The sequence below is a fragment of the Pseudomonas sp. B611 genome (assembly GCF_055407965.1).
On sequence record NZ_JBUZST010000002.1, the window covers coordinates 319,595 to 339,386 of the forward strand.

Below are 19,792 nucleotides of genomic sequence, written 5' to 3' on the forward strand. Positions count from 1 at the left end.
AAAAATCAGAACGGTAATTGGAGATCAGGGGCAACACGTTTCAACTGGGCGTGGAACACGTCCTTGATGCGCTGCAACTCGGCCTCGGTATCCGCCTCGAAACGCAGGACCAGCACCGGTGTGGTGTTGGACGCGCGAACCAGGCCCCAGCCTTGGGCGTAATCGACTCGCACACCATCAATGGTGGTCAGGTTGGCGCCTTCGCCCCATTGCGCATCGTGCAGTGCGTCAATGATGCTGAATTTGCTCTCCTCGGTCACATGGATATTGATCTCTGGCGTAGAAATATCATTCGGGAAGGTCTGAAACAGCTCTTCGGCAGTCGATTTCTCTTTGCTGAGGATCTCCAGCAGACGAGCGGCGCTGTAAATACCGTCGTCAAAGCCGAACCAGCGCTCCTTGAAGAACACGTGGCCGCTCATTTCGCCGGCCAGCAGGGCGCCGGTTTCCTTCATTTTCTTTTTGATCAACGAGTGGCCGGTCTTCCACATTAGCGGGCGGCCGCCATATTCCTTGATCAGCGGGGTGAGGCGGCGGGTGCACTTCACGTCGAAGATGATCTCGGCGTTTGGGTTACGTGCCACGACGTCACGGGCGAACAGCATCAGCAGGCGATCGGGGAAGACGATTTCGCCGGTTTCGGTCACCACGCCGACACGGTCGCCGTCGCCGTCAAAGGCCAGGCCGACGTCGGCGCCGGTTTCCTTGACCTTGGCGATCAGGTCCACCAGGTTCTCTGGCTTGCCCGGGTCTGGGTGGTGGTTGGGGAAGTTGCCGTCAACGTCGCAGAACAGCGGGATCACTTCGCAGTTCAGGGCTTCGAGCAGTTGCGGGGCGATCACGCCGGCCGCGCCGTTGCCACAGTCCACCACCACTTTGAGGCGGCGTGCGAGTTTGACGTCGCGGGTGATTTCATCCGAGTAGCGCTGCAGGATGTCGACCTTGGTGATGCTGCCCTTGCCGCTGGTCAGGTCATTGGTCTTCAGGCGGGTGTGCAGGGCCTGGATCTGCTCGTTGGCGAGGGTATCGCCGGCGATGACGATCTTGAAGCCGTTGTAGTCCGATGGGTTGTGGCTGCCGGTGAGCATCACCCCGGACTTGCCGGCCAGTACGTTGGCGGCGTAGTACAGCGCAGGCGTTGGCACCAGGCCGACGTCGCTGACATGGCAGCCGCTGTCGGCCAGGCCCTGGATCAATTGCTCGACCAGCTCAGGGCCGGACAGGCGGCCGTCACGGCCCACCGAGACGTTCGGCTCATCCTGGGCCAGGCTCTGGGCGCCGATGGCGCGGCCGATCCAGTAGGCGGTTTCGGCGGTCAGGGTCTTGGGCACTACGCCACGGATGTCATAGGCGCGAAAGATGCTGTCGGGGAATGTCGGGGCTACTCGTGCGGTACTCATCGCGGGGGGAAACTCCATCTGAAGGGGGCAAGGCTGGCCGTAAAGCGGCTGACCGGCAGGCTCAAACTGAAGGGTATGACGGCTTTTTTGGTGCAGAGTTCGTGGTGCAAAAGTGCCATCGGCGCAGTGGCTCCGTGCTTTTCTCTGCGTAATGCATTGATTTTGCTGGGGAAATATCGCTGATTGGAACCGCGCATTCTTCATCCTGAAAAGCCATGCGGTGGCGTCGGGCCGGGCTGGGGTGCCCGGCCTGATTCAGCTTAGTCAGTGGCTGCCGGAATGGCCAAAGCCGCCTGCGCCGCGTTGTGTTTCAGCAAATTCCTCGACCAGTTCGAAGTGCGCCTGCACCACTGGCACCAGTACCAGCTGGGCGATGCGCTCGCCAACGACGATGTTGAAGGCGGTCTTGCCACGGTTCCAGCACGACACCATCAGCTCGCCCTGGTAGTCCGAGTCGATCAGGCCGACCAGGTTGCCCAGCACGATGCCGTGTTTGTGGCCCAGGCCTGAGCGCGGCAGGATCAGTGCCGCCAGGCCAGGGTCGCCGACGTAGATCGACAGGCCAGTCGGAATAAGAATGGTCTGGTCCGGCTCGAGGACGGTGTCTTCCTTGAGCATGGCGCGAAGGTCCAGGCCGGCGGAGCCTGGGGTGGCGTAGGCTGGCAGCGGGAAATCGGTACCGATGCGGGGGTCGAGGATCTTGGTTTGCAAAGCGTGCATGGAAATTAAACCTGGTTCAGCCGTTGGGCGATAAAAGAGATCAGTTGGCGGGCAATCTTGCCCTTGCTGGTCTGGGAGAAAAGGGTCGCGTGCAGTTCGCGGTCGATCACGCTGCAAGCGTTTTCCTCGCTGTTGAAGCCGATGCTCGGGTTGGCGACATCGTTGGCGACGATCAGATCGAGGTTTTTGTCTTTCAATTTGCGTGCGGCGTAGTCCAGCAGGTGCTCGGTCTCGGCGGCGAAGCCGACACTGAACGGGCGGTCGGGACGCGTGGCGATGGTGGCCAGGATGTCCGGGTTGCGCACCATTTGCAGGAGCAGGCCGTCGCCGCTCGTAGGGTCTTTCTTGAGCTTTTGCGGGGCGACGACTTCCGGACGGTAGTCCGCAACCGCTGCCGAGGCGATAAACAGGTCGCAGGGAATGGCTGCCTCGCAGGCCGCAAGCATGTCCCGGGCGCTGACCACGTCGATTCGCGTGACCCGATCAGGGGTGGGCAGGTGCACCGGGCCGGTGATCAGGGTGACACGTGCGCCTGCCTCGACCGCCGCTTCTGCCAAGGCAAAGCCCATTTTTCCTGAGCTATGGTTGGTGATGTAGCGCACCGGGTCGATGTTTTCCTGGGTTGGGCCGGCGGTGATCAGCACGTGCTTGCCGGTCAGGGCCAGGTGCTGGAAGCACTCCGCGGCACACAACGCCAGGTCGGTGGCTTCAAGCATGCGGCCCATGCCGACGTCGCCACAGGCCTGGCTGCCGGACGCTGGGCCGAACACCTTGAGGCCGCGGCTTTGCAGGAGTTGGGTGTTGGCCTGGGTGGCCGGGTCGCGCCACATGGCCTGGTTCATGGCTGGGGCGATGGCCACGGTAGCGTCGGTGGCCAGTACCAGGGTGGTCAGCAGGTCATCGGCGATGCCTTGGGCCAGGCGGGCGATCAGGTCAGCGGTAGCCGGGGCGATCAGCACCAGGTCGGCCCATTTGGCCAGCTCGATATGGCCCATGGCGGCTTCGGCTGCAGGGTCCAGCAGGTCGAGGTGAACCGGGTGGCCGGATAGCGCTTGCATGGTCAGCGGGGTGATGAACTCACTGCCGCCGCGTGTCATGACCACGCGCACTTCGGCGCCCTGGTCCAGGAGCCTGCGAACCAGTTCTGCGCTCTTGTAGGCGGCAATGCCGCCGCCGACGCCGAGAACGATGCGTTTCCGATACAGACGCTGCATTGGTTTGCCTTTCCAGTTCAGTGATGCCAGTTCAGTGACGCCTGTGATGCCCCCTCCCCAGGGGAAATCACATGCAAAAAAGAGGGCTTACGATAACACAGCGCCCGCCAGGCAACAGCGGCGCACATGCGGAGAGGGAGGTGGGATGAGTATTCGGGACTGGCCTGTGGCGGAACGGCCACGGGAGAAACTGTTGGAATGGGGCGCGGCAAGCCTGTCTGACGCCGAGCTGTTGGCGATCTTCCTGCGCACCGGGGTTTCCGGCAGAAGTGCGGTGGACTTGGCGCGGCATCTGTTGGCGCAGTTTGGCGGCTTGCGCCCGCTGTTGGAGGCCGGCCAGGCATTGTTCAGTCAGCATCTGGGCTTGGGGCCGGCGAAGTTTGCGCAGTTGCAGGCGGTGCTGGAGATGGCTCGACGGCATATGGCAGAGCGCTTGCGCAGTGAATCGGTGCTGGAAAGCCCGGTCGCCGTACGTGATTACCTCAAGGCGTTATTGCGGCATGAGCCCCATGAGGTCTTCGGCTGCCTGTTTCTCGATTCGAAACATCGGGTGCTGGGGTTCGAGGCGTTATCCCAAGGCACTATCGATACCGCCGTGGTCTACCCTCGGCAGGTGGTCAAGCGGGCCCTGGCCTACAACGCCGCGGCGTTGATCCTGTGTCACAACCACCCTTCAGGCAGCCTTGAGCCCAGTGCTGCTGATCGAAAATTGACCAAGTTGCTGCAAAAGGCCTTGGAAGTGGTGGATGTGCGGGTGCTGGATCACATCATCGTCGGGGATGGCGATCCATTGTCGATGGCGGAATACGGCTGGATGTAACCCCGCCCCAGGAGGGCGGGGCGAGTGCTCAAGGCTTGACGCTGACCTTCGAGAAGTCCTGGCGGCCGAACGGGCTCACCTGGTAGCCCTCTACCGTTTTGCGCGCGAGGGCAAACGCGGTCGGGTGCGCCAGCGGCAACCACAACGCCTGCTGCTGGATCTGCGCCTGGGCCTGCTGGTACAGCTTGCTGCGCACCCCTTGTTCGTTGGTGGTCTTGCCGGCGCTGATCAGCTTGTCCAGGGCCGGGTCGCAGTAGCGGGCGAAGTTGGTGCCGGATTTCACCGCCGCACAGGAGAACTGCGGCGTCAGGAAGTTATCCGGGTCGCCGTTGTCGCCGGCCCAGCCCATGAACAGCAGGTCGTGTTCGCCAGCCTTGGCGCGGCGAATCAGCTCGCCCCATTCGATCACGCGGATCTCGGCCTGAATGCCGACCTTGGCCAGGTCGGCTTGCAACAATTGCGCGCCGAGGTTGGGGTTGGGGTTCAGCAGGCTGCCGGTGGGGCGGGTCCAAATGGTGGTCTTGAAGCCGTCCTTGAGGCCGGCACGGTCCAGCAGCACCTTGGCTTTCGCGAGGTCCTGTGGATAACCCGGCAGATCCTTGGCGTAGCCCCAGGTATTGGGCGGGTATGGGCCGTTGGCGGCTTCGGCGGTGCCTTCAAATACGGCCTTGAGGTAGCTGGCCTTGTCGAAGGCCAGGTTGATCGCCTGACGCACTTCGGGCTTGTCCAGCGGCGGGTGCTGGCTGTTGATGGCGACGAAGGCCGTCATGAAGGCCGGGGTTTTCTCGACCTTGAGTGCCGGGTCTTTTTCGGCCTCGCCCACATCCAGGGGCTTGGGTGACAGGGCGATCTGGCATTCGTCGCGGTGCAGTTTCTGCAGGCGCACGTTGGCGTCCGGGGTGATGGCGAAGATCAAGTTATCCACAGGTGGTTTGCCGGCGAAGTAATCCGGGTTGGCCTTGTAGCGCACCACGGCGTCTTTCTGGAAGCGGCTGAAGATGAACGGCCCGGTGCCGATTGGCTGGCTGTTGAGCTTCTCCGGGGTGCCGGCCTTGAGCAGCTTGTCGGCGTATTCGGCTGGGTAGATCGAGGCAAAACCCATGCTCAGGGCGGCGAGGAACGTGGAGTCGGCGTGATCCAGGGTGAAGCGCACGGTCAGCGGGTCGAGGGCGTCGATCTTCTTCACCAGCGTCGGCAGTTGCAGCGACTGTGCGTGGGGGAAGCCGCTCTGGGCGATCTTGTGCCATGGGTTGGCCGGGTCGAGCATGCGTTCAAAGCTGAAACGCACGTCTTCGGCGGTCAGGGTGCGGCTGGGGGTGAAGTACTCGGTGCGGTGGAACTTCACGTCCGGGTGCAGCTTGAAGGTGTAGGTCAGGCCATCTGGCGACACTTCCCAGCTGTCCGCCAGGCTGGGCACCAGCTTGCCGCTCGCTGCGTCGTAGTCCACCAGGCGGTTCATCAGCACGTCGGCCGAGGCGTTGGTGGTGGTCAATGAGTTGTATTGCACCACATCGAACCCTTCGGGGCTGGCCTCGGTGCAGACGCTCAGGTTGCTGGCGGCAGAGGCCAGCGGGGCGATAAAGAGAGGGGCTAGCAATAGCGGTAGGGCAGCGAGGCGCATGTTCGGTTTCCTTTGCAGATCGAAGGCCCATCTGCGAGTGCAGTCTGGAAAAGTCCTACCGTAGAGGTCTGATTGGTAAATGACTAGTCCATTTTTGCCTGTGCTTTTGCTTCAAATGCTGTTTTCATGGCGCCTCAGCGCGTTCCGCTGCGCACTTTGCCGTGCGCGTGGGCGCTGTAAATCATTCGGTGCGACGAGCGGTCGGCTGTGACAGCGGCCCCTCCTGGCAACGGTTCAGGTGTGTTTTGCCTAGATTTACGCCGGTAAAAACACACGGGCTGTTGTTGCACTAGGGTCTTTCTGGTATAAAGCAGCGCTCTTTTCTAGGGGCCCGGTTCCTTCGCTTGTAGGTGTAGCCGGTAAGACCCTAAAGAAACGCGGCGCCTGGCGCCAAATGACTGAGAGATTAAGCGGCCAACCCATGCCGGGTTGGGCATGTGGTTTTAGAGGGCTGAGGCATGTCGAGAGTATGTCAAGTTACCGGTAAGGGTCCGGTGACTGGGAATAACATTTCCCACGCAAATAACAAAACCCGTCGTCGTTTCCTGCCAAACCTGCAGCATCACCGCTTCTGGGTTGAAGAAGAGAAACGTTTTGTTCGTCTGCGCGTATCTGCTAAAGGCATGCGCATCATCGACAAGCGTGGCATCACTGTCGTGCTGGCCGAAATCCGCCGCGCTGGCAAGATCTAAGGAGCTCTATCATGCGTGAATTGATTCGAATGATCTCTAGCGCCGGTACTGGTCACTTCTACACTACCGACAAGAACAAGCGTACTACCCCGGACAAGCTCGAAAAGAAAATGTTCGACCCGCGCGTTCGCAAGCACGTGATCTACAAAGAAGGCAAAATCAAGTAATTGATTTTCTTCCTTGTGAAAAAAAGCCCGTATCTCACGATGCGGGCTTTTTTTTGCCTGGAATGATCGTTCCCACGCTCTGCGTGGGAGCGCCGCTTCGGACGCTCCGCGTCCCGCCGTCTTGATCAGGCTTTCTGTTCAAATACCACGTAGATCTTGCGGCACGGCTCCAGTACCTCCCAGGTGCCGCTGAAACCGGCCGGGATCACGAAGCGATCGCCGCTGCGCAAGGTCTTGGCGTTGCCGTCTCCATCGCGCAGTACCGAAACGCCCTGCACAATCTCGCAGTATTCGTGCTCGGTGTAGTTGACCTTCCACTGCCCGACTTCACCTTCCCAGACGCCTGCGCTCATCTGGCCGCATGGGCTGTTGTAATGGTTGTAGATCGTTTGCTCAGGGTCGCCCTTGAGGATTTTTTCGGCGGCGGGGCGGTAACGGTCTGCGAGGGTCTTGGCTTGGCTGAAGTCGACGATGTCCTGGATGCTCATGTGCGTGTCCCGTCTGGCCTGCGGTTGGGGAGCCCAAAGTCTATGTTTATTAAAATGAACATCGCAAGGGCGTTTACCGGCGTTATGTCAAATATATTGAAACATCCCCAGCCGCTGGTTTAGGGTGGCAGCTGCCTTGAGCCGAACAGCAGGCTGGCCGGGCAAGAATTCTTTGAGGCTGCCGGGGGACATCGCCTGGCCCTTGTATTCAATAAGAGGAGGACACTCGCATGACCACCCTGACCCGTGCCGACTGGGAACAGCGCGCCAAGGACCTGAAGATCGAAGGCCGCGCCTACCTCAATGGCGAGTACACCGACGCCGTTTCCGGCGACACCTTCGAATGCATCAGCCCGGTCGATGGCCGCCTGCTGGCCACTGTTGCCAGCTGTGACGCCGCTGACGCCCAGCGCGCCGTGGAAAATGCCCGCGCCACCTTCAATTCCGGTGTCTGGTCGCGCCTCGCGCCGGCCAAGCGCAAAGCCACCATGATCCGTTTCGCCGCGCTGCTCAAGGCCAATGCCGAAGAGCTGGCGCTGCTCGAAACCCTGGACATGGGTAAACCGATCAGCGACTCCCTGAACATCGACGTGCCCGGCGCCGCCAACGCGTTGAGCTGGAGCGGCGAGGCCATCGACAAGATCTACGATGAAGTCGCGGCCACCCCTCACGACCAGCTAGGCCTGGTGACCCGCGAGCCAGTCGGCGTTGTCGCCGCCATCGTGCCGTGGAACTTCCCCTTGATGATGGCCTGCTGGAAGCTCGGCCCGGCGCTGTCCACCGGTAACTCGGTGATCCTCAAACCGTCCGAAAAATCCCCACTGACCGCCATCCGCATCGCTGCCCTGGCCGTTGAAGCGGGTATTCCAAAAGGCGTATTCAACGTACTGCCGGGCTACGGCCACACCGTGGGCAATGCGTTGGCGCTGCACATGGATGTCGACACACTGGTATTCACCGGCTCCACCAAGATCGCCAAGCAACTGTTGATCCGCTCCGGTGAATCGAACATGAAGCGCGTGTGGCTGGAAGCGGGCGGCAAGAGCCCGAACATCGTGTTCGCCGACGCCCCGGACCTGCAAGCCGCCGCCGAATCCGCCGCAGGCGCCATCGCCTTCAACCAGGGCGAAGTGTGCACCGCCGGTTCGCGCCTGCTCGTCGAGCGCTCCATCAAGGACAAATTCCTGCCCCTGGTGATCGAAGCCCTCAAGGGTTGGAAGCCAGGAAATCCGCTGGACCCGGCCACCAATGTCGGCGCGCTGGTGGACACCCAGCAGATGAATACCGTGCTGTCCTACATCGAAGCCGGCCACGCTGACGGCGCCAAACTGGTTGCGGGCGGCAAGCGCACCCTGGAAGAGACGGGCGGCACCTACGTCGAGCCGACGATTTTCGACGGTGTGACCAACGCGATGAAGATCGCCAAGGAAGAGATCTTCGGGCCAGTCCTGTCGGTGATCACCTTCGACAGTGCCGAAGAGGCCATCGCCATCGCCAACGACACCATCTACGGCCTGGCCGCAGCGGTGTGGACAGCGGATATTTCCAAGGCGCACCTGACCGCCAAGGCCCTGCGCGCCGGTAGCGTGTGGGTCAACCAATACGACGGCGGCGACATGACCGCACCGTTTGGTGGCTTCAAACAGTCGGGTAATGGCCGCGACAAGTCGCTGCATGCGTTCGACAAATACACCGAGCTGAAATCCACCTGGATCAAGCTGTAACTTTCAGGGCTCACCGCAGGTAAAAATGTGGGAGCGGGCTTGCTCGCGAATACGGTGTATCAGTACCAGATGAGCTGGCTGACCCACCGCATTCGCGAGCAAGCCCGCTCCCACAGTGTTTTAGGTGTTCTTTAGAATTATCCACAGGAGCGTGGAAATGCGTTGGGCGACTTATTTCGCCGTCCTGGCGTCGGTACTCAGTGTCGGCCTGGCGTTGGGTGTCAGCATGCCGCTGGTGTCCCTGCGCTTGGAAGGCTGGGGCTACGGCAGCTTCGCCATCGGTGTGATGGCCGCGATGCCGGCCTTCGGCGTACTGCTGGGCGCGAAGATTTCCAGCCGCATGGCCTCGTGGCTGGGCACTGCCAACCTGATGCGCCTGTGCCTGTGGGCCGGCGCGGTGTCCATCGGCTTGCTGGCGATTTTGCCCAGCTACCCGGTGTGGCTGGTGCTGCGGCTGATGATCGGGGTGATCCTGACCATCGTGTTTATCCTCGGCGAAAGCTGGATCAACCAATTGGTGGTGGAGCAGTGGCGTGGCCGGCTGGTGGCGTTGTATGGCTGCAGCTATGCCCTGAGCCAGTTGTCCGGGCCATTGCTGTTGGGCGTGATCGGCACCGACCACGATTACGGTTTCTGGGTCGGCGTTGGCCTGCTGGTGGTCGCGCCAGTGCTGTTGTTGGGGCGCTCCGGCGCACCGACTGCCGAGTCGTTCAGCGTGACGTTCGCCGACCTGTGGCGCTTCTGTCGGAGCCTGCCAGCGATTGCCTGGGCGGTGGCATTGTTCGCCGCGTTCGAGGCGATGATTCTGACACTGCTGCCGGTGTATTGCCTGCAACAGGGCTTCACCGCCGAAATTGCCCTGGCGATGGTCAGTACCGTGGTGGTCGGCGATGCGTTGCTGCAATTACCCATCGGCGCACTGGCGGACTACCTGCCGCGACGCTCGCTGTTCCTCGCGTGTGCGGTGCTGTTGCTGGCGTCGAGCCTGGCCATTCCGCTGCTGCTGCACACGCCGCTGATCTGGCCGGTGTGGGTGGTGTTCGGTGCCAGTGCTGGCGGTTTGTTTACCTTGTCGCTGATCCTGATCGGCGAACGCTACCGCGACGATGCACTGGTGCGCGCGAATGCCCATGTGGCGCAGTTGTGGGGCATCGGTTGCCTGATCGGGCCGTTGGTCGCGGGGGCGGGGAGCCAGTGGATCAGCGGGCATGCGTTGCCGTGGTTGATGGCGGCGGGCGCGTTGGGCTTGGTGTTGTTGCTGCTGCGCCAAGGGGCGTTCGGTGCAGCACAGCCAGCCTGATTTGAAATGCGGTGAAAAATGTGGGAGCGGGCTTGCTCGCGAATGCGGTGTTTCAGAAGCACATTCAGTGACTGACACTCCGCATTCGCGAGCAAGCCCGCTCCCACATTGGATCCTCGCTGTTTTTAGAGCATGCGTTCCAGGCCGACCGATGTGGCGAACCATGCATTGAAGCGCCGCCACCAACTGCCCGGCTCACGGGTCAATGTGTGCAGTTGGCCATCATCCTCCGTCACCCACACCACTTGCCCATCCTGCAACTTCGCCTCATAACTCAACGCCGGCGCCATGCCCTGCAAGGCCAGGTTGCGCACGTGCTCTGCCAATTCAGGACTGTCCACCAGCACACCCACCTCGGTGTTCCACAGCACCGAACGCGGGTCAAAGTTGAACGAGCCGATAAACGATTTCTCCCGATCAAAGATCATCGCCTTGCTGTGCAGGCTTGAATCCGAGCCCCGGTATATGCCGCGCCGAAACAGGTGGGGCCCGCTGCCGCCGCCATCGCCCGGCTGGCGGCGCAGCTCATAGAGCTTTACCCCATGTTCCAGCAGCGCTTTGCGGTACGGCGCATAGCCGCCGTGCACGGCCGGTACGTCGGTGGCTTCCAGGGCGTTGGTCAGCAGGCTCACTGACACCCCCGCGTCCGCGCGACCGGTCAGGTACACCAGCCCAGGCTCGCCCGGCACAAAGTACGCCGAGATCATCATCAGCTCGTGGCTGACCCCTTCCAGTTCCGGCGCCAGTTGGGTGGTCAGCAGCAATCGAGGGTCGGGCTCGGCGGTGGCCAGTACTTTACTCGGCGCATCCCACAGCGCCTGGTTCCAGGCCCAGATCAGCTCGCGCCGCCAGATGTCCATGCGCGGCTGGGTCTGGTAGGTGCGCAGGCGGTTGTACAGCGCGTGGTTCTGCTGGCGTGATTCGGCCAGCGACGCTTGCAGGCGCTCGCGCACGGCGGTCAGGTCGCCTTTGGATGGCGCGTTGGAGACGAAGTCGTCAATCGGCTTGCTCAGGGCGCTGTTCCAGTACTGGTCGAAGCTGTGCCCGAGCTGTTCGGCCACCGGGCCCACGCTGAGCATGTCGATGTCGGTGAAGTTCAGGTTGGGTTCGGCGTCGAAATACTCATCACCCAAATTGCGCCCGCCGACGATGGCGACACTGTTGTCGGCCAGCCACAGCTTGTTGTGCATGCGCCGGTGTTGCAGCGACAAGTTGAACAGGCGCCCCATCGCCCGCGTCACGCCGGTGCTGCGCCCCAGGTGCAGCGGGTTGAACAGGCGAATCTCGATCTTGGGGTGGGCGGCGAGGGTGGCGATGATCTGGTCGAGGCCGTCGCTGGTGGTGTCGTCCAGCAGGATGCGGATGCGTACGCCACGGTCGGCAGCCTTGAGCAGCTCATCCACGAGCATGCGCGTGCTGATGCCGTCGTGGACGATGTAATACTGCAAATCGAGGCTGGTCTGGGCATTGCGGATCAATTCCGCGCGGGCCATGAAGGCTTCGCTGCTGTTGGGCAGCAGGCGAAACCCGGAGCGGCCCTGATAAGGCGCGGCCTGGGCCTGGATCGAGCGGCCGAATGACGATTGCGCGGCGGGCAGGGCGTCGCTAGGGATGCGCGGTGTCGTCACCGTGGCGCAGCCGCCCAGGGCGCCCAGCAGGAGAAGCGGGAGTAGCCGTCGAATCATCAAGGGAGTCGCTTCCGGGTCAGGGCGGTTGTAGGCATATGACGGCCATTTCCCGCGAAAGGTCAGTCCACCGTGTCGGCCAGCAGCTTGATCGCGGCGGCGCCGACCTTGCGCACCGCTTCTTCAATCTGCGGGGTTGGCTTGGCAGCGTAGTTCATGCGCAGGCAGTTCCGGTACTTGCCGGAAGCCGAGAAGATACTGCCCACGGCCACCTGTACGCCTTGTTCCATCAGGACCCGGTTGAGTTTCAGCGTGTCAAAGCCGTCTGGCAGCTCGATCCACAGCATAAAGCTGCCCTGGGGACGGCTGGCCCGTGTACCCGCAGGGAAGTAACGACTGACCCAGTCGAGCATCAAGTCGCGATTGCGCTGGTATTGGGTGCGCATCCGCCGCAAATGCGGTTCGAAATGACCGCTTTTGAGAAACTCGGCAATGGCGATCTGCGGTTGGGTCGCGGTGGAGCCGGTGCTGATGTATTTCATGTGCAGCACCCGTTCCAGGTAACGCCCTGGCGCTACCCAACCAATGCGCAGGCCCGGGGCGAGGGTTTTCGAGAACGAACTGCACAGCAGCACGCGGCCATCTTCGTCGAAGGATTTGATCGTGCGCGGGCGCGGGTAGCTGTAGGCCAATTCGCCATACACATCGTCTTCGATGATCGCCACGTCAAAGCGCTGGGCCAGGGTCAGCAGTGCCCGCTTGCGTACCTCCGGCATGATATAGCCCAGGGGGTTGTTGCAGTTGGGGGTGAGCTGGATGACCTTGATCGGCCACTGCTCCAAGGCCAGTTCCAGGGCTTCGAGGCTGATGCCGGTGATCGGGTCGGTGGGGATTTCCAGGGCTTTCATGCCCAATCCCTTGAGGGTCTGCATGGCGCCGTGAAAGCTCGGCGAATCCACCGCGACAATATCCCCGGGCTCACAAATGGCGTGGATGCTGGCGGACAGTGCCTCATGGCAACCGGTGGTGATCACGATATCGTCGGCGGTCAGTTGGCAACCGGAGTCCAATGACAGTCGGGCGATCTGCTCGCGCAATTCCATACAGCCCATGATGTTGTCGTAATACAGCCCCGGCAGATCCTGGCGACGGCTCACGCGGGCCAGGCTGCGCAGCAAGGGCTTGAGGGTCGGCGACAGTACATCCGGCATGCCGCGCCCCATCTGTATGACATCTTTGCGCGGGACGGCGCGAATCAGTTCCAGCACCTGGTCCCACTGGGAAATATCCACCGGGCGTTGGGCCGGGCGCCCGATTTCCGGTAGCGCCGGCAGCTCGCGGCCGACCGGCACAAAGTAGCCGGACTTGGGCTTGGGCATCGCCATGCCATTGTCTTCCAGCAAACGATAGGCCTGTTGCACGGTGCTCAGGCTGACCCCGTGTTCCATGCTCAAGGCCCGTACGGAAGGCAAGCGATCGCCGGGGCGATAGAAGCCTTGTTCGATGCGGGTGCCCAGCAGTTCGGCGAGGTTCACGTAGAGGGTCATGGTGGTCGCTCCCAAGAGACCGGTACAGATGGAGCGAAAATACAGGATTCAGGACCCCATAGGCAGTGTCTGTATGGATTTAATAAAAATTGATTGAGTCTGTAATGGTTTTGCCTGCGCGCCCATCCTAGTCACTCATGGCAACAGGCAAATGAGGGGCAACACGATGAGCGGCATGAGCGATGTGCGGTTGGCGTTACACAGTCAGGAATTGGAAGCGGGGCAGGGGCGCACGCTGGCGGCGCCGGCCAACAGCCGCTGGAGCCTGTTCTGGCATCGCCGCCACACCCGCAAGGCCTTGCTGGAGCTGACGGTCGAGCAGTTGCAGGACATTGGCCTCAGCGCAGAGCAGGCGCGCCAGGAAGGGGGCAAACCGTTCTGGCGCGGGTGATCACACCAGCTCTTTGAACCGGTGCCAGAGCATGCCCAATGCCAGCAGCGGCGAGCGCAGATGCTTGCCGCCGGGGAAGGTGATGTGCGGCACCTGGGCGAACAGGTCGAAGCGCCCCTGTTGCTGGCCACTGATGGCTTCGGCCAGCAGTTTGCCCGCCAGGTGCGTGGCGTTGAGGCCGTGGCCGGCATAGGCCTGGGCGTAATACACGTTGGGTTGGTCAGGCAGCCGGCCGATCTGCGGCAGGCGGTTGGCGCCGATGCCGATCATGCCGCCCCACTGGTAGTCGATCTTCACCTCGGCCAGTTGCGGGAACACCTTGAGCATTTTCGGACGCATATAAGCGCCGATGTCCTGCGGATCTCGGCCCGAGTAGTGGCAGGCACCGCCGAACAGCAAGCGACGGTCGGTGGACAGGCGGAAGTAGTCCACCGTCACCCGCTGGTCGCACACGGCCATGTTCTGAGGCAACAGTTGCGCGGCTTGGGCTTCGCTCAACGGTTCGGTGGCGATGATGTAGCTGCCGGCCGGCAGCACTTTGCCACTGAGTTGCGGGTTCAAGCCATTCAGGTAGGCGTTGCAGGCCAGCACCAGGGTCTTGGCGCGTACGTTGCCCTGGGCAGTGTGTACGTTGACCTCGGGGCCGTAGTCGATGCGCGTCACGGTGGATTGCTCAAACAACTGCACGCCCAGTTGCTGCGCGGCGGCGGCTTCACCCAACGCCAGGTTCAGCGGGTGCAGATGGCCGGAGCCCATATCGATCATGCCGCCCACATAACGCTCGGAGCCGATCACGCTGCTCATCTCGCCAGCGCTCAGCAGGCGTACTTCGTGGCGATAGCCCAGGCTGCGCAATTCTTCGGCGTCTTCGGCCAGGCCGTGCAGGTCGCGGGGCTTGTTGGCGAGGTCGCAGTAGCCCCAGGTCAAATCGCAGGGGATCTGGAAGCGCTCGACGCGCTCGCGCACGATCTCCACGGCTTCCAGGCCCATCAGTTTCATTTGGCGCACGCCGTCGGCGCCGATCACGTTGGCGAACTGGTCCAGGCCGTGGCCGACGCCACGGATCAACTGCCCACCGTTGCGCCCGCTGGCGCCCCAGGCGATCTTGCGTGCTTCCAGCAGCACCACGCGAAAACCCCGTTCGGCCAGTTCCAGGGCGGTGTTCAACCCGGAAAACCCACCGCCGACCACGCACACATCGGCCGTGACTTCGCCGGTCAACGCCGGGTAATCGGGTTGCGGCACGCTGCTGGCGGCGTAGTAGGACGTGGTGTGCCGGGCGCTGGCGGTCATGGGGAGCATCCCTGTTTGGAAAATTTGACGCAGGATACAGCGGTCGGACGAAGCTGTCTGCGCAGGGCGTTTTGCGGCAGAATCCACGTCTATTCGCCGTTCGGTACGTGTTTCGATGAGTTGCAACAGTCAGAAAGTCAGTGCGCTGCGCCGGCAGATTCCTTCGTTCGAGTGCGTCCCCGGTTGCCACGATTGCTGTGGGCCAGTGACCACCTCGCCCGAGGAAATGTCGCGCCTGCCGCGCAAGACCGCAGCCGAGCAGGACGCGGCCATGGATGAGCTGAACTGTGTGCACCTGGGGCCCAACGGCTGCACGGTGTATGACGAGCGGCCGTTGATCTGCCGATTGTTTGGCACCACCAAGACCTTGCCGTGCCCCAATGGGCGCCGGCCGGTGGAGTTGATTCACCCGCGGGTGGAAAAGCAGATCCATGAATACATGGCGAGCACGCGGCAGGTGCTGGTCTGACTGGTGTACTCGGATTAAATGTGGGAGCGGGCTTGCTCGCGAATGCGGTGTGTCAGAAACACATTCAGTGACTGGCACACCGCTTTCGCGAGCAAGCCCGCTCCCACACAAGCCAGCTCCCACAGTTGACCGAGTTTTATCTGGTTAATCGGGGATCGGCAGGTTCAGGCTCTCTTTCACCTCTTCCATCACGATATAGCTCTTGGACTCCCGCACATGGGGCAGCTTGAGCAGGATATCGCCGAGCAATTTGCGGTACGAGGCCATCTCGGAAATCCGCGCTTTCACCAGGTAGTCGAAGTCCCCTGACACCAAATGGCACTCCAGCACGTGGGGCAGTTTCAGCACCGCGCGGCGGAACTCCTCAAAGGTGTCGCCGGACTTGTAATCCAGGCTGATCTCGACAAATACCAGCAAACTTCCCTTCAAATGCTGGGGATTGAGCCGCGCGTTGTAGCCCATGATGATCCCCTCACGCTCCAGCCGGCGCACGCGCTCGGTGCACGGCGTGGTCGAGAGCCCAACCTTTTCCCCCAGCTCCGTGAACGAAATGCGCCCATCGGTTTGCAGGATGCGCAGGATGTTGCGGTCGATCTTGTCCAGCTCCCGCTTGGTCTGGGTGTTGGTACGCATAGGGGATACGCCTCTGTGAAAAGGGTTTTTGCCGAGAATTGTCGCCAAATATAGGCGGTTATATAGTGAAATGCACTGGCAATAGTTTTTTACACTGCGCTCATCATTGCTCGAATAACACACGTCGGCGGTCAAGCCGCGATGAGGATATAAAAATGCGCGTTCTGGTCTTGGGTAGCGGCGTCATTGGGGTGACCAGTGCCTACTATTTGGCGCGGGCCGGCTTTGAAGTGGTCGTGGTCGACCGTCAGCCCGCCGCTGCGATGGAAACCAGTTTCGCCAACGCCGGCCAGGTGTCCCCAGGCTACGCCTCGCCATGGGCCGCGCCAGGCGTGCCGCTCAAGGCCATCAAGTGGTTGCTGCAGCGCCACGCGCCGCTCGCGATCAAGGCCACCGCCGATATCGATCAATACCTGTGGATGGCGCAGATGCTGCGCAACTGCACCGCCAGCCGCTATGCCGTGAACAAAGAGCGCATGGTGCGCCTGTCCGAGTACAGCCGTGACTGCCTCGACGAACTGCGCGCCGAAACCGGTATTGCCTACGAAGGCCGCAGCCTGGGGACTACCCAGCTGTTCCGCACCCAGGCCCAGCTGGATGGCGCCGCCAAAGACATCGCCGTGCTGAAAGAGTCTGGCGTGCCGTTCGAACTGCTCGACCGCGCCGGCATCGCCCGTGTAGAGCCAGCCCTGGCCAGTGTCACCGATATCCTCGCCGGCGCCCTGCGCCTGCCGAATGACCAGACCGGCGACTGCCAGATGTTCACCGCGCGCCTGGCCGAGATGTGCAAGCAACTGGGCGTGGAATTCCGCTTCGAACAGGACATTCAGCGCCTCGACTACGCCGGTGAGCGCATCAACGGCGTGTGGATCGACGGTAAGCTGGAAACCGCCGACCGCTATGTGCTGGCCCTCGGCAGCTACTCGCCGAAACTGCTCAAGCCGCTGGGGATCAAGGCGCCGGTGTACCCGCTCAAGGGTTACTCGCTGACTGTGCCGATCACCAACCCGGCGATGGCGCCGACGTCGACCATTCTCGACGAGACCTACAAGGTCGCGATCACCCGTTTCGACAACCGCATCCGCGTTGGCGGCATGGCGGAAATCGCCGGTTTTGACCTGTCGCTGAACCCGCGCCGGCGCGAAACCCTGGAGATGATCGTCAACGACCTTTATCCTCAGGGCGGCGATTTGAGCGAGGCCACCTTCTGGACCGGCCTGCGCCCGACCACACCCGACGGTACGCCGATTGTCGGTGCCACGCCGTTCAAGAACCTGTTCCTGAACACCGGTCACGGAACCCTCGGTTGGACCATGGCCTGCGGCTCGGGCCGCTTGCTGGCCGACCTGATGGCGAAGAAAACCCCACAGATCAGCGCCGCAGGCCTCGATATTTCCCGTTACGGCAACCACCAGGAGTCCGCAAAACATGTCAATCCAGCGCCAGCTCACCAATGAGCGCATGAGCCAGATCGTTGTCCACAGCGGTACCGTGTACCTGGCCGGGCAAGTCGGCGACGACATGAATGCCGGGATTGAACAGCAGACCCGTGAAACCCTGGCCAATATCGAGCGGTTGCTGGACCTGGCCGGTACCGACAAGACACGGTTGCTGTCGGTGACGATCTACTTGAAGGACATCGATGCTGATTTCGCCGGCATGAACGCGGTGTGGGACAAGTGGTTGCCCAAAGGCGTCGCCCCGGCCCGCGCCACGGTTGAAGCCAAGCTGTGCGAACCGGAAATTCTGGTAGAGCTGTCCATCGTGGCCGCGCTGCCGTAAACCCAGATCCTCTCCCGGTGCCGACGATATTGGGCGGCACCGGTTTTTTCACTCTGCTGCCTAGAAGCCTGCCGCCATGCGTCCTGCCCGTGCCCTGATCGATCTCCAAGCCCTGCGCCATAACTACCAATTGGCCCGTGAAGTCACGGGGGCCAAGGCCCTTGCCGTGCTCAAGGCCGATGCCTACGGCCATGGCGCCGTGCGCGTGGCCCAGGCGCTGGAAGCCGAGGCCGACGGCTTTGCCGTAGCGTGTATCGAAGAAGCGTTGGAGCTGCGCGCCGCCGGCATTCGTGCGCCGGTGTTGCTGCTGGAGGGTTTTTTCGAAGCCAGTGAGCTGCCGCTGATCAACGAGCATGATCTGTGGTGTGTGGTGCATTCGTTGTGGCAGTTGGACGCGATCGAACAGGCCCGGCTGAGCAAACCGTTGACCATCTGGCTCAAGCTGGATTCGGGCATGCATCGCGTCGGCCTGCATCCCAAGGACTACCACGAGGCGTACCAACGCCTGCTGGCCAGCGGCAAAGTCGCCAAGATCGTATTGATGAGCCACTTCGCCCGCGCCGATGAGCTCGATTGCGTGCGCAGCGATGAGCAAGTGGCCGTATTTGAAGCGGCGCGTCAGGGCTTGTCCGCTGAGGTCAGCCTGCGCAACTCGCCGTCGGTGATGGGCTGGCCGAACGTGACCAGCGACTGGGTACGCCCCGGCATCATGCTGTACGGCGCCACGCCGTTTGGCGAAGACCAGGCCGTGGCCGCACGTTTGCAGCCGGTGATGACCCTGGAATCGAAAGTGATCTGCGTACGCGAACTGCCGGCCGGCGAGCCGGTGGGTTACGGCGCGCGGTTCATCACGCCCAAGCCGATGCGCATCGGTGTGGTGGCCATGGGTTATGCCGACGGCTACCCGCGCCATGCGCCGACCGGTACGCCGGTGTTGGTGGCCGGGCAGCGCAGCCAATTGCTGGGTCGCGTGTCCATGGACATGCTGTGCGTCGACCTGACGGACGTGCCCCAGGCCGGCCTCGGTGCAACGGTGGAACTGTGGGGCAAAAACATCCTCGCCAGCGACATCGCCGTCGCGGCTGACACCATTCCCTACCAGATCTTCTGCAACCTGCGCCGGGTGCCAAGGCTCTATTCCGGCGACTGAGCGCCAGGCACGAACGTCGCTATCCGGGATTTAGGCCCAAGTGTTGTAAATACTGAACGCTGTCGCCATGATAACGCTCAATTACAACAAAGCCTGAATCCTAGGAGGCTCCTGCATTGGACGTCGGCGAACGACTGCAATCCATCCGTAAACTGAAGGGTCTTTCCCAGCGCGAGCTCGCCAAGCGCGCGGGTGTCACCAACAGCACCATTTCGATGATCGAAAAAAACAGCGTCAGCCCCTCGATCAGCTCCTTGCGCAAGGTGCTGGGCGGCATCCCCATGTCCATGGTCGAGTTCTTTTCCGAGGAGATCCTCCAGGAAATACCGACGCAGATCGTCTATAAAGCCAATGAGCTGATCGACATCTCTGACGGCGCCGTGACCATGAAACTGGTAGGTCGGGCGCACCCAAGCCGGGCGATTGCGTTTCTCAACGAAATCTACCCGCCGGGCGCTGACACGGGCGAAGAAATGCTCACCCATGAAGGCGAAGAAACCGGGATTCTGGTGGAGGGTCGCCTGGAATTGGTGGTCGGTCTTGAAACTTTTGTGCTCGAAGCGGGCGATAGCTACTACTTTGAAAGCACCAAGCCCCATCGTTTTCGCAATCCGTTCGACGTGCCGGCGCGACTAATCAGCGCAGCCACACCTGCGAACTTTTAAGAAAAGAGGCGTGCTGCCAGCGTTGCAGACACACCCACAGCTGTATCCGTGAAGCCGAATCTCCCTTTATTTAATAGGGTTGTTTCGGCCA

19 protein-coding genes and 1 pseudogene are annotated in these 19,792 nt (G+C 61.9%); 11 read left to right on the forward strand and 9 right to left on the reverse strand.

Annotation, left to right across the window (positions count from 1 at the left end; translation table 11 throughout):
* Window positions 1-5: 5 nt before the first annotated feature.
* From ACZRMO_RS06465 to coaBC, 3 genes and pseudogenes are all read right to left on the reverse strand, one after another.
* Window positions 6-1,424 (reverse strand): annotated as a pseudogene (locus ACZRMO_RS06465) (phosphomannomutase/phosphoglucomutase); the annotation flags it as partial.
* 240 nt (window positions 1,425-1,664) lie between these two features.
* Window positions 1,665-2,120, reverse strand: coding sequence for a dUTP diphosphatase (gene dut, locus ACZRMO_RS06470; RefSeq protein ID WP_463972293.1), 456 nt, complete (start codon window positions 2,118-2,120; stop codon window positions 1,665-1,667).
* A gap of 5 nt (window positions 2,121-2,125) precedes the next feature.
* The gene (gene coaBC / locus ACZRMO_RS06475; RefSeq protein ID WP_463972294.1) at window positions 2,126-3,334 is read right to left on the reverse strand and encodes a bifunctional phosphopantothenoylcysteine decarboxylase/phosphopantothenate--cysteine ligase CoaBC; all 1,209 of its coding nucleotides are present in this window, start codon (window positions 3,332-3,334) and stop codon (window positions 2,126-2,128) included.
* 145 nt (window positions 3,335-3,479) lie between these two features.
* Between coaBC and radC the strand changes: the two genes are divergently transcribed.
* Window positions 3,480-4,154: a RadC family protein gene (gene radC, locus ACZRMO_RS06480; RefSeq protein ID WP_207040342.1), complete on the forward strand. Its 675-nt coding sequence runs from the start codon at window positions 3,480-3,482 to the stop codon at window positions 4,152-4,154.
* Window positions 4,155-4,182: 28 nt separating this feature from the next.
* Here radC and ACZRMO_RS06485 read toward each other — a convergent pair whose 3' ends face one another.
* On the reverse strand, window positions 4,183-5,775 hold the full coding sequence (locus tag ACZRMO_RS06485) for an ABC transporter substrate-binding protein (protein ID WP_463972295.1): 1,593 nt from the start codon (window positions 5,773-5,775) through the stop codon (window positions 4,183-4,185).
* 458 nt (window positions 5,776-6,233) lie between these two features.
* Here ACZRMO_RS06485 and rpmB point away from each other — a divergent pair, with 458 nt between their 5' ends.
* Both rpmB and rpmG read left to right on the forward strand, forming a co-directional pair.
* Complete coding sequence (gene rpmB / locus ACZRMO_RS06490) at window positions 6,234-6,467, forward strand: 50S ribosomal protein L28 (RefSeq protein ID WP_019410280.1); 234 nt, start codon at window positions 6,234-6,236, stop codon at window positions 6,465-6,467.
* A gap of 11 nt (window positions 6,468-6,478) precedes the next feature.
* Complete coding sequence (gene rpmG / locus ACZRMO_RS06495) at window positions 6,479-6,634, forward strand: 50S ribosomal protein L33 (RefSeq protein ID WP_003176906.1); 156 nt, start codon at window positions 6,479-6,481, stop codon at window positions 6,632-6,634.
* Between the two features lie 125 nt (window positions 6,635-6,759).
* Here the strand turns inward: rpmG and ACZRMO_RS06500 are convergent, their stop codons facing one another.
* Window positions 6,760-7,122, reverse strand: a complete 363-nt coding sequence (locus ACZRMO_RS06500) for a cupin domain-containing protein (protein ID WP_463972296.1) — start codon at window positions 7,120-7,122, stop codon at window positions 6,760-6,762.
* A 230-nt stretch (window positions 7,123-7,352) separates the two neighbouring features.
* Between ACZRMO_RS06500 and ACZRMO_RS06505 the strand changes: the two genes are divergently transcribed.
* Together ACZRMO_RS06505 and ACZRMO_RS06510 are read left to right on the forward strand one after the other, a co-directional pair.
* Entirely contained in the window at window positions 7,353-8,846 is a 1,494-nt protein-coding gene (locus ACZRMO_RS06505; protein ID WP_463972297.1) for an aldehyde dehydrogenase, read from the forward strand.
* A gap of 157 nt (window positions 8,847-9,003) precedes the next feature.
* The gene (locus tag ACZRMO_RS06510) at window positions 9,004-10,146 is read left to right on the forward strand and encodes an MFS transporter (protein WP_463972298.1); all 1,143 of its coding nucleotides are present in this window, start codon (window positions 9,004-9,006) and stop codon (window positions 10,144-10,146) included.
* Window positions 10,147-10,271: 125 nt separating this feature from the next.
* Here ACZRMO_RS06510 and ACZRMO_RS06515 read toward each other — a convergent pair whose 3' ends face one another.
* Together ACZRMO_RS06515 and ACZRMO_RS06520 are read right to left on the reverse strand one after the other, a co-directional pair.
* On the reverse strand, window positions 10,272-11,831 hold the full coding sequence (locus ACZRMO_RS06515) for a phospholipase D family protein (protein ID WP_463972299.1): 1,560 nt from the start codon (window positions 11,829-11,831) through the stop codon (window positions 10,272-10,274).
* Between the two features lie 62 nt (window positions 11,832-11,893).
* The gene (locus ACZRMO_RS06520) at window positions 11,894-13,318 is read right to left on the reverse strand and encodes an aminotransferase-like domain-containing protein (protein ID WP_463972300.1); all 1,425 of its coding nucleotides are present in this window, start codon (window positions 13,316-13,318) and stop codon (window positions 11,894-11,896) included.
* 166 nt (window positions 13,319-13,484) lie between these two features.
* On the opposite strand from ACZRMO_RS06520, the gene ACZRMO_RS06525 reads away from it, so the two are divergent.
* Complete coding sequence (locus ACZRMO_RS06525) at window positions 13,485-13,709, forward strand: DUF1127 domain-containing protein (RefSeq protein WP_463972490.1); 225 nt, start codon at window positions 13,485-13,487, stop codon at window positions 13,707-13,709.
* On the opposite strand, the gene ACZRMO_RS06530 is transcribed toward ACZRMO_RS06525, so the two are convergent.
* Entirely contained in the window at window positions 13,710-15,002 is a 1,293-nt protein-coding gene (locus ACZRMO_RS06530; RefSeq protein WP_463972301.1) for an NAD(P)/FAD-dependent oxidoreductase, read from the reverse strand.
* Between the two features lie 115 nt (window positions 15,003-15,117).
* Between ACZRMO_RS06530 and ACZRMO_RS06535 the strand changes: the two genes are divergently transcribed.
* The gene (locus ACZRMO_RS06535) at window positions 15,118-15,471 is read left to right on the forward strand and encodes a YkgJ family cysteine cluster protein (protein WP_124405656.1); all 354 of its coding nucleotides are present in this window, start codon (window positions 15,118-15,120) and stop codon (window positions 15,469-15,471) included.
* A gap of 144 nt (window positions 15,472-15,615) precedes the next feature.
* Here ACZRMO_RS06535 and ACZRMO_RS06540 read toward each other — a convergent pair whose 3' ends face one another.
* Window positions 15,616-16,104, reverse strand: a complete 489-nt coding sequence (locus ACZRMO_RS06540; RefSeq protein WP_003176896.1) for an Lrp/AsnC ligand binding domain-containing protein — start codon at window positions 16,102-16,104, stop codon at window positions 15,616-15,618.
* Window positions 16,105-16,259: 155 nt separating this feature from the next.
* Here ACZRMO_RS06540 and dadA point away from each other — a divergent pair, with 155 nt between their 5' ends.
* From dadA to ACZRMO_RS06560, 4 genes are all read left to right on the forward strand, one after another.
* Window positions 16,260-17,561, forward strand: a complete 1,302-nt coding sequence (dadA, locus tag ACZRMO_RS06545; RefSeq protein ID WP_463972302.1) for a D-amino acid dehydrogenase — start codon at window positions 16,260-16,262, stop codon at window positions 17,559-17,561.
* Entirely contained in the window at window positions 17,533-17,886 is a 354-nt protein-coding gene (locus tag ACZRMO_RS06550; RefSeq protein ID WP_463972303.1) for a RidA family protein, read from the forward strand. The genes dadA and ACZRMO_RS06550 overlap by 29 nt, the downstream gene beginning before the upstream one ends.
* Window positions 17,887-17,962: 76 nt before the next feature.
* Window positions 17,963-19,036, forward strand: a complete 1,074-nt coding sequence (gene alr / locus ACZRMO_RS06555) for an alanine racemase (RefSeq protein WP_463972304.1) — start codon at window positions 17,963-17,965, stop codon at window positions 19,034-19,036.
* 116 nt (window positions 19,037-19,152) lie between these two features.
* Window positions 19,153-19,701 (forward strand): cupin domain-containing protein, encoded by a 549-nt coding sequence (locus tag ACZRMO_RS06560; protein ID WP_003176893.1) that lies wholly within the window; start codon window positions 19,153-19,155, stop codon window positions 19,699-19,701.
* Window positions 19,702-19,792 lie beyond the last annotated feature (91 nt).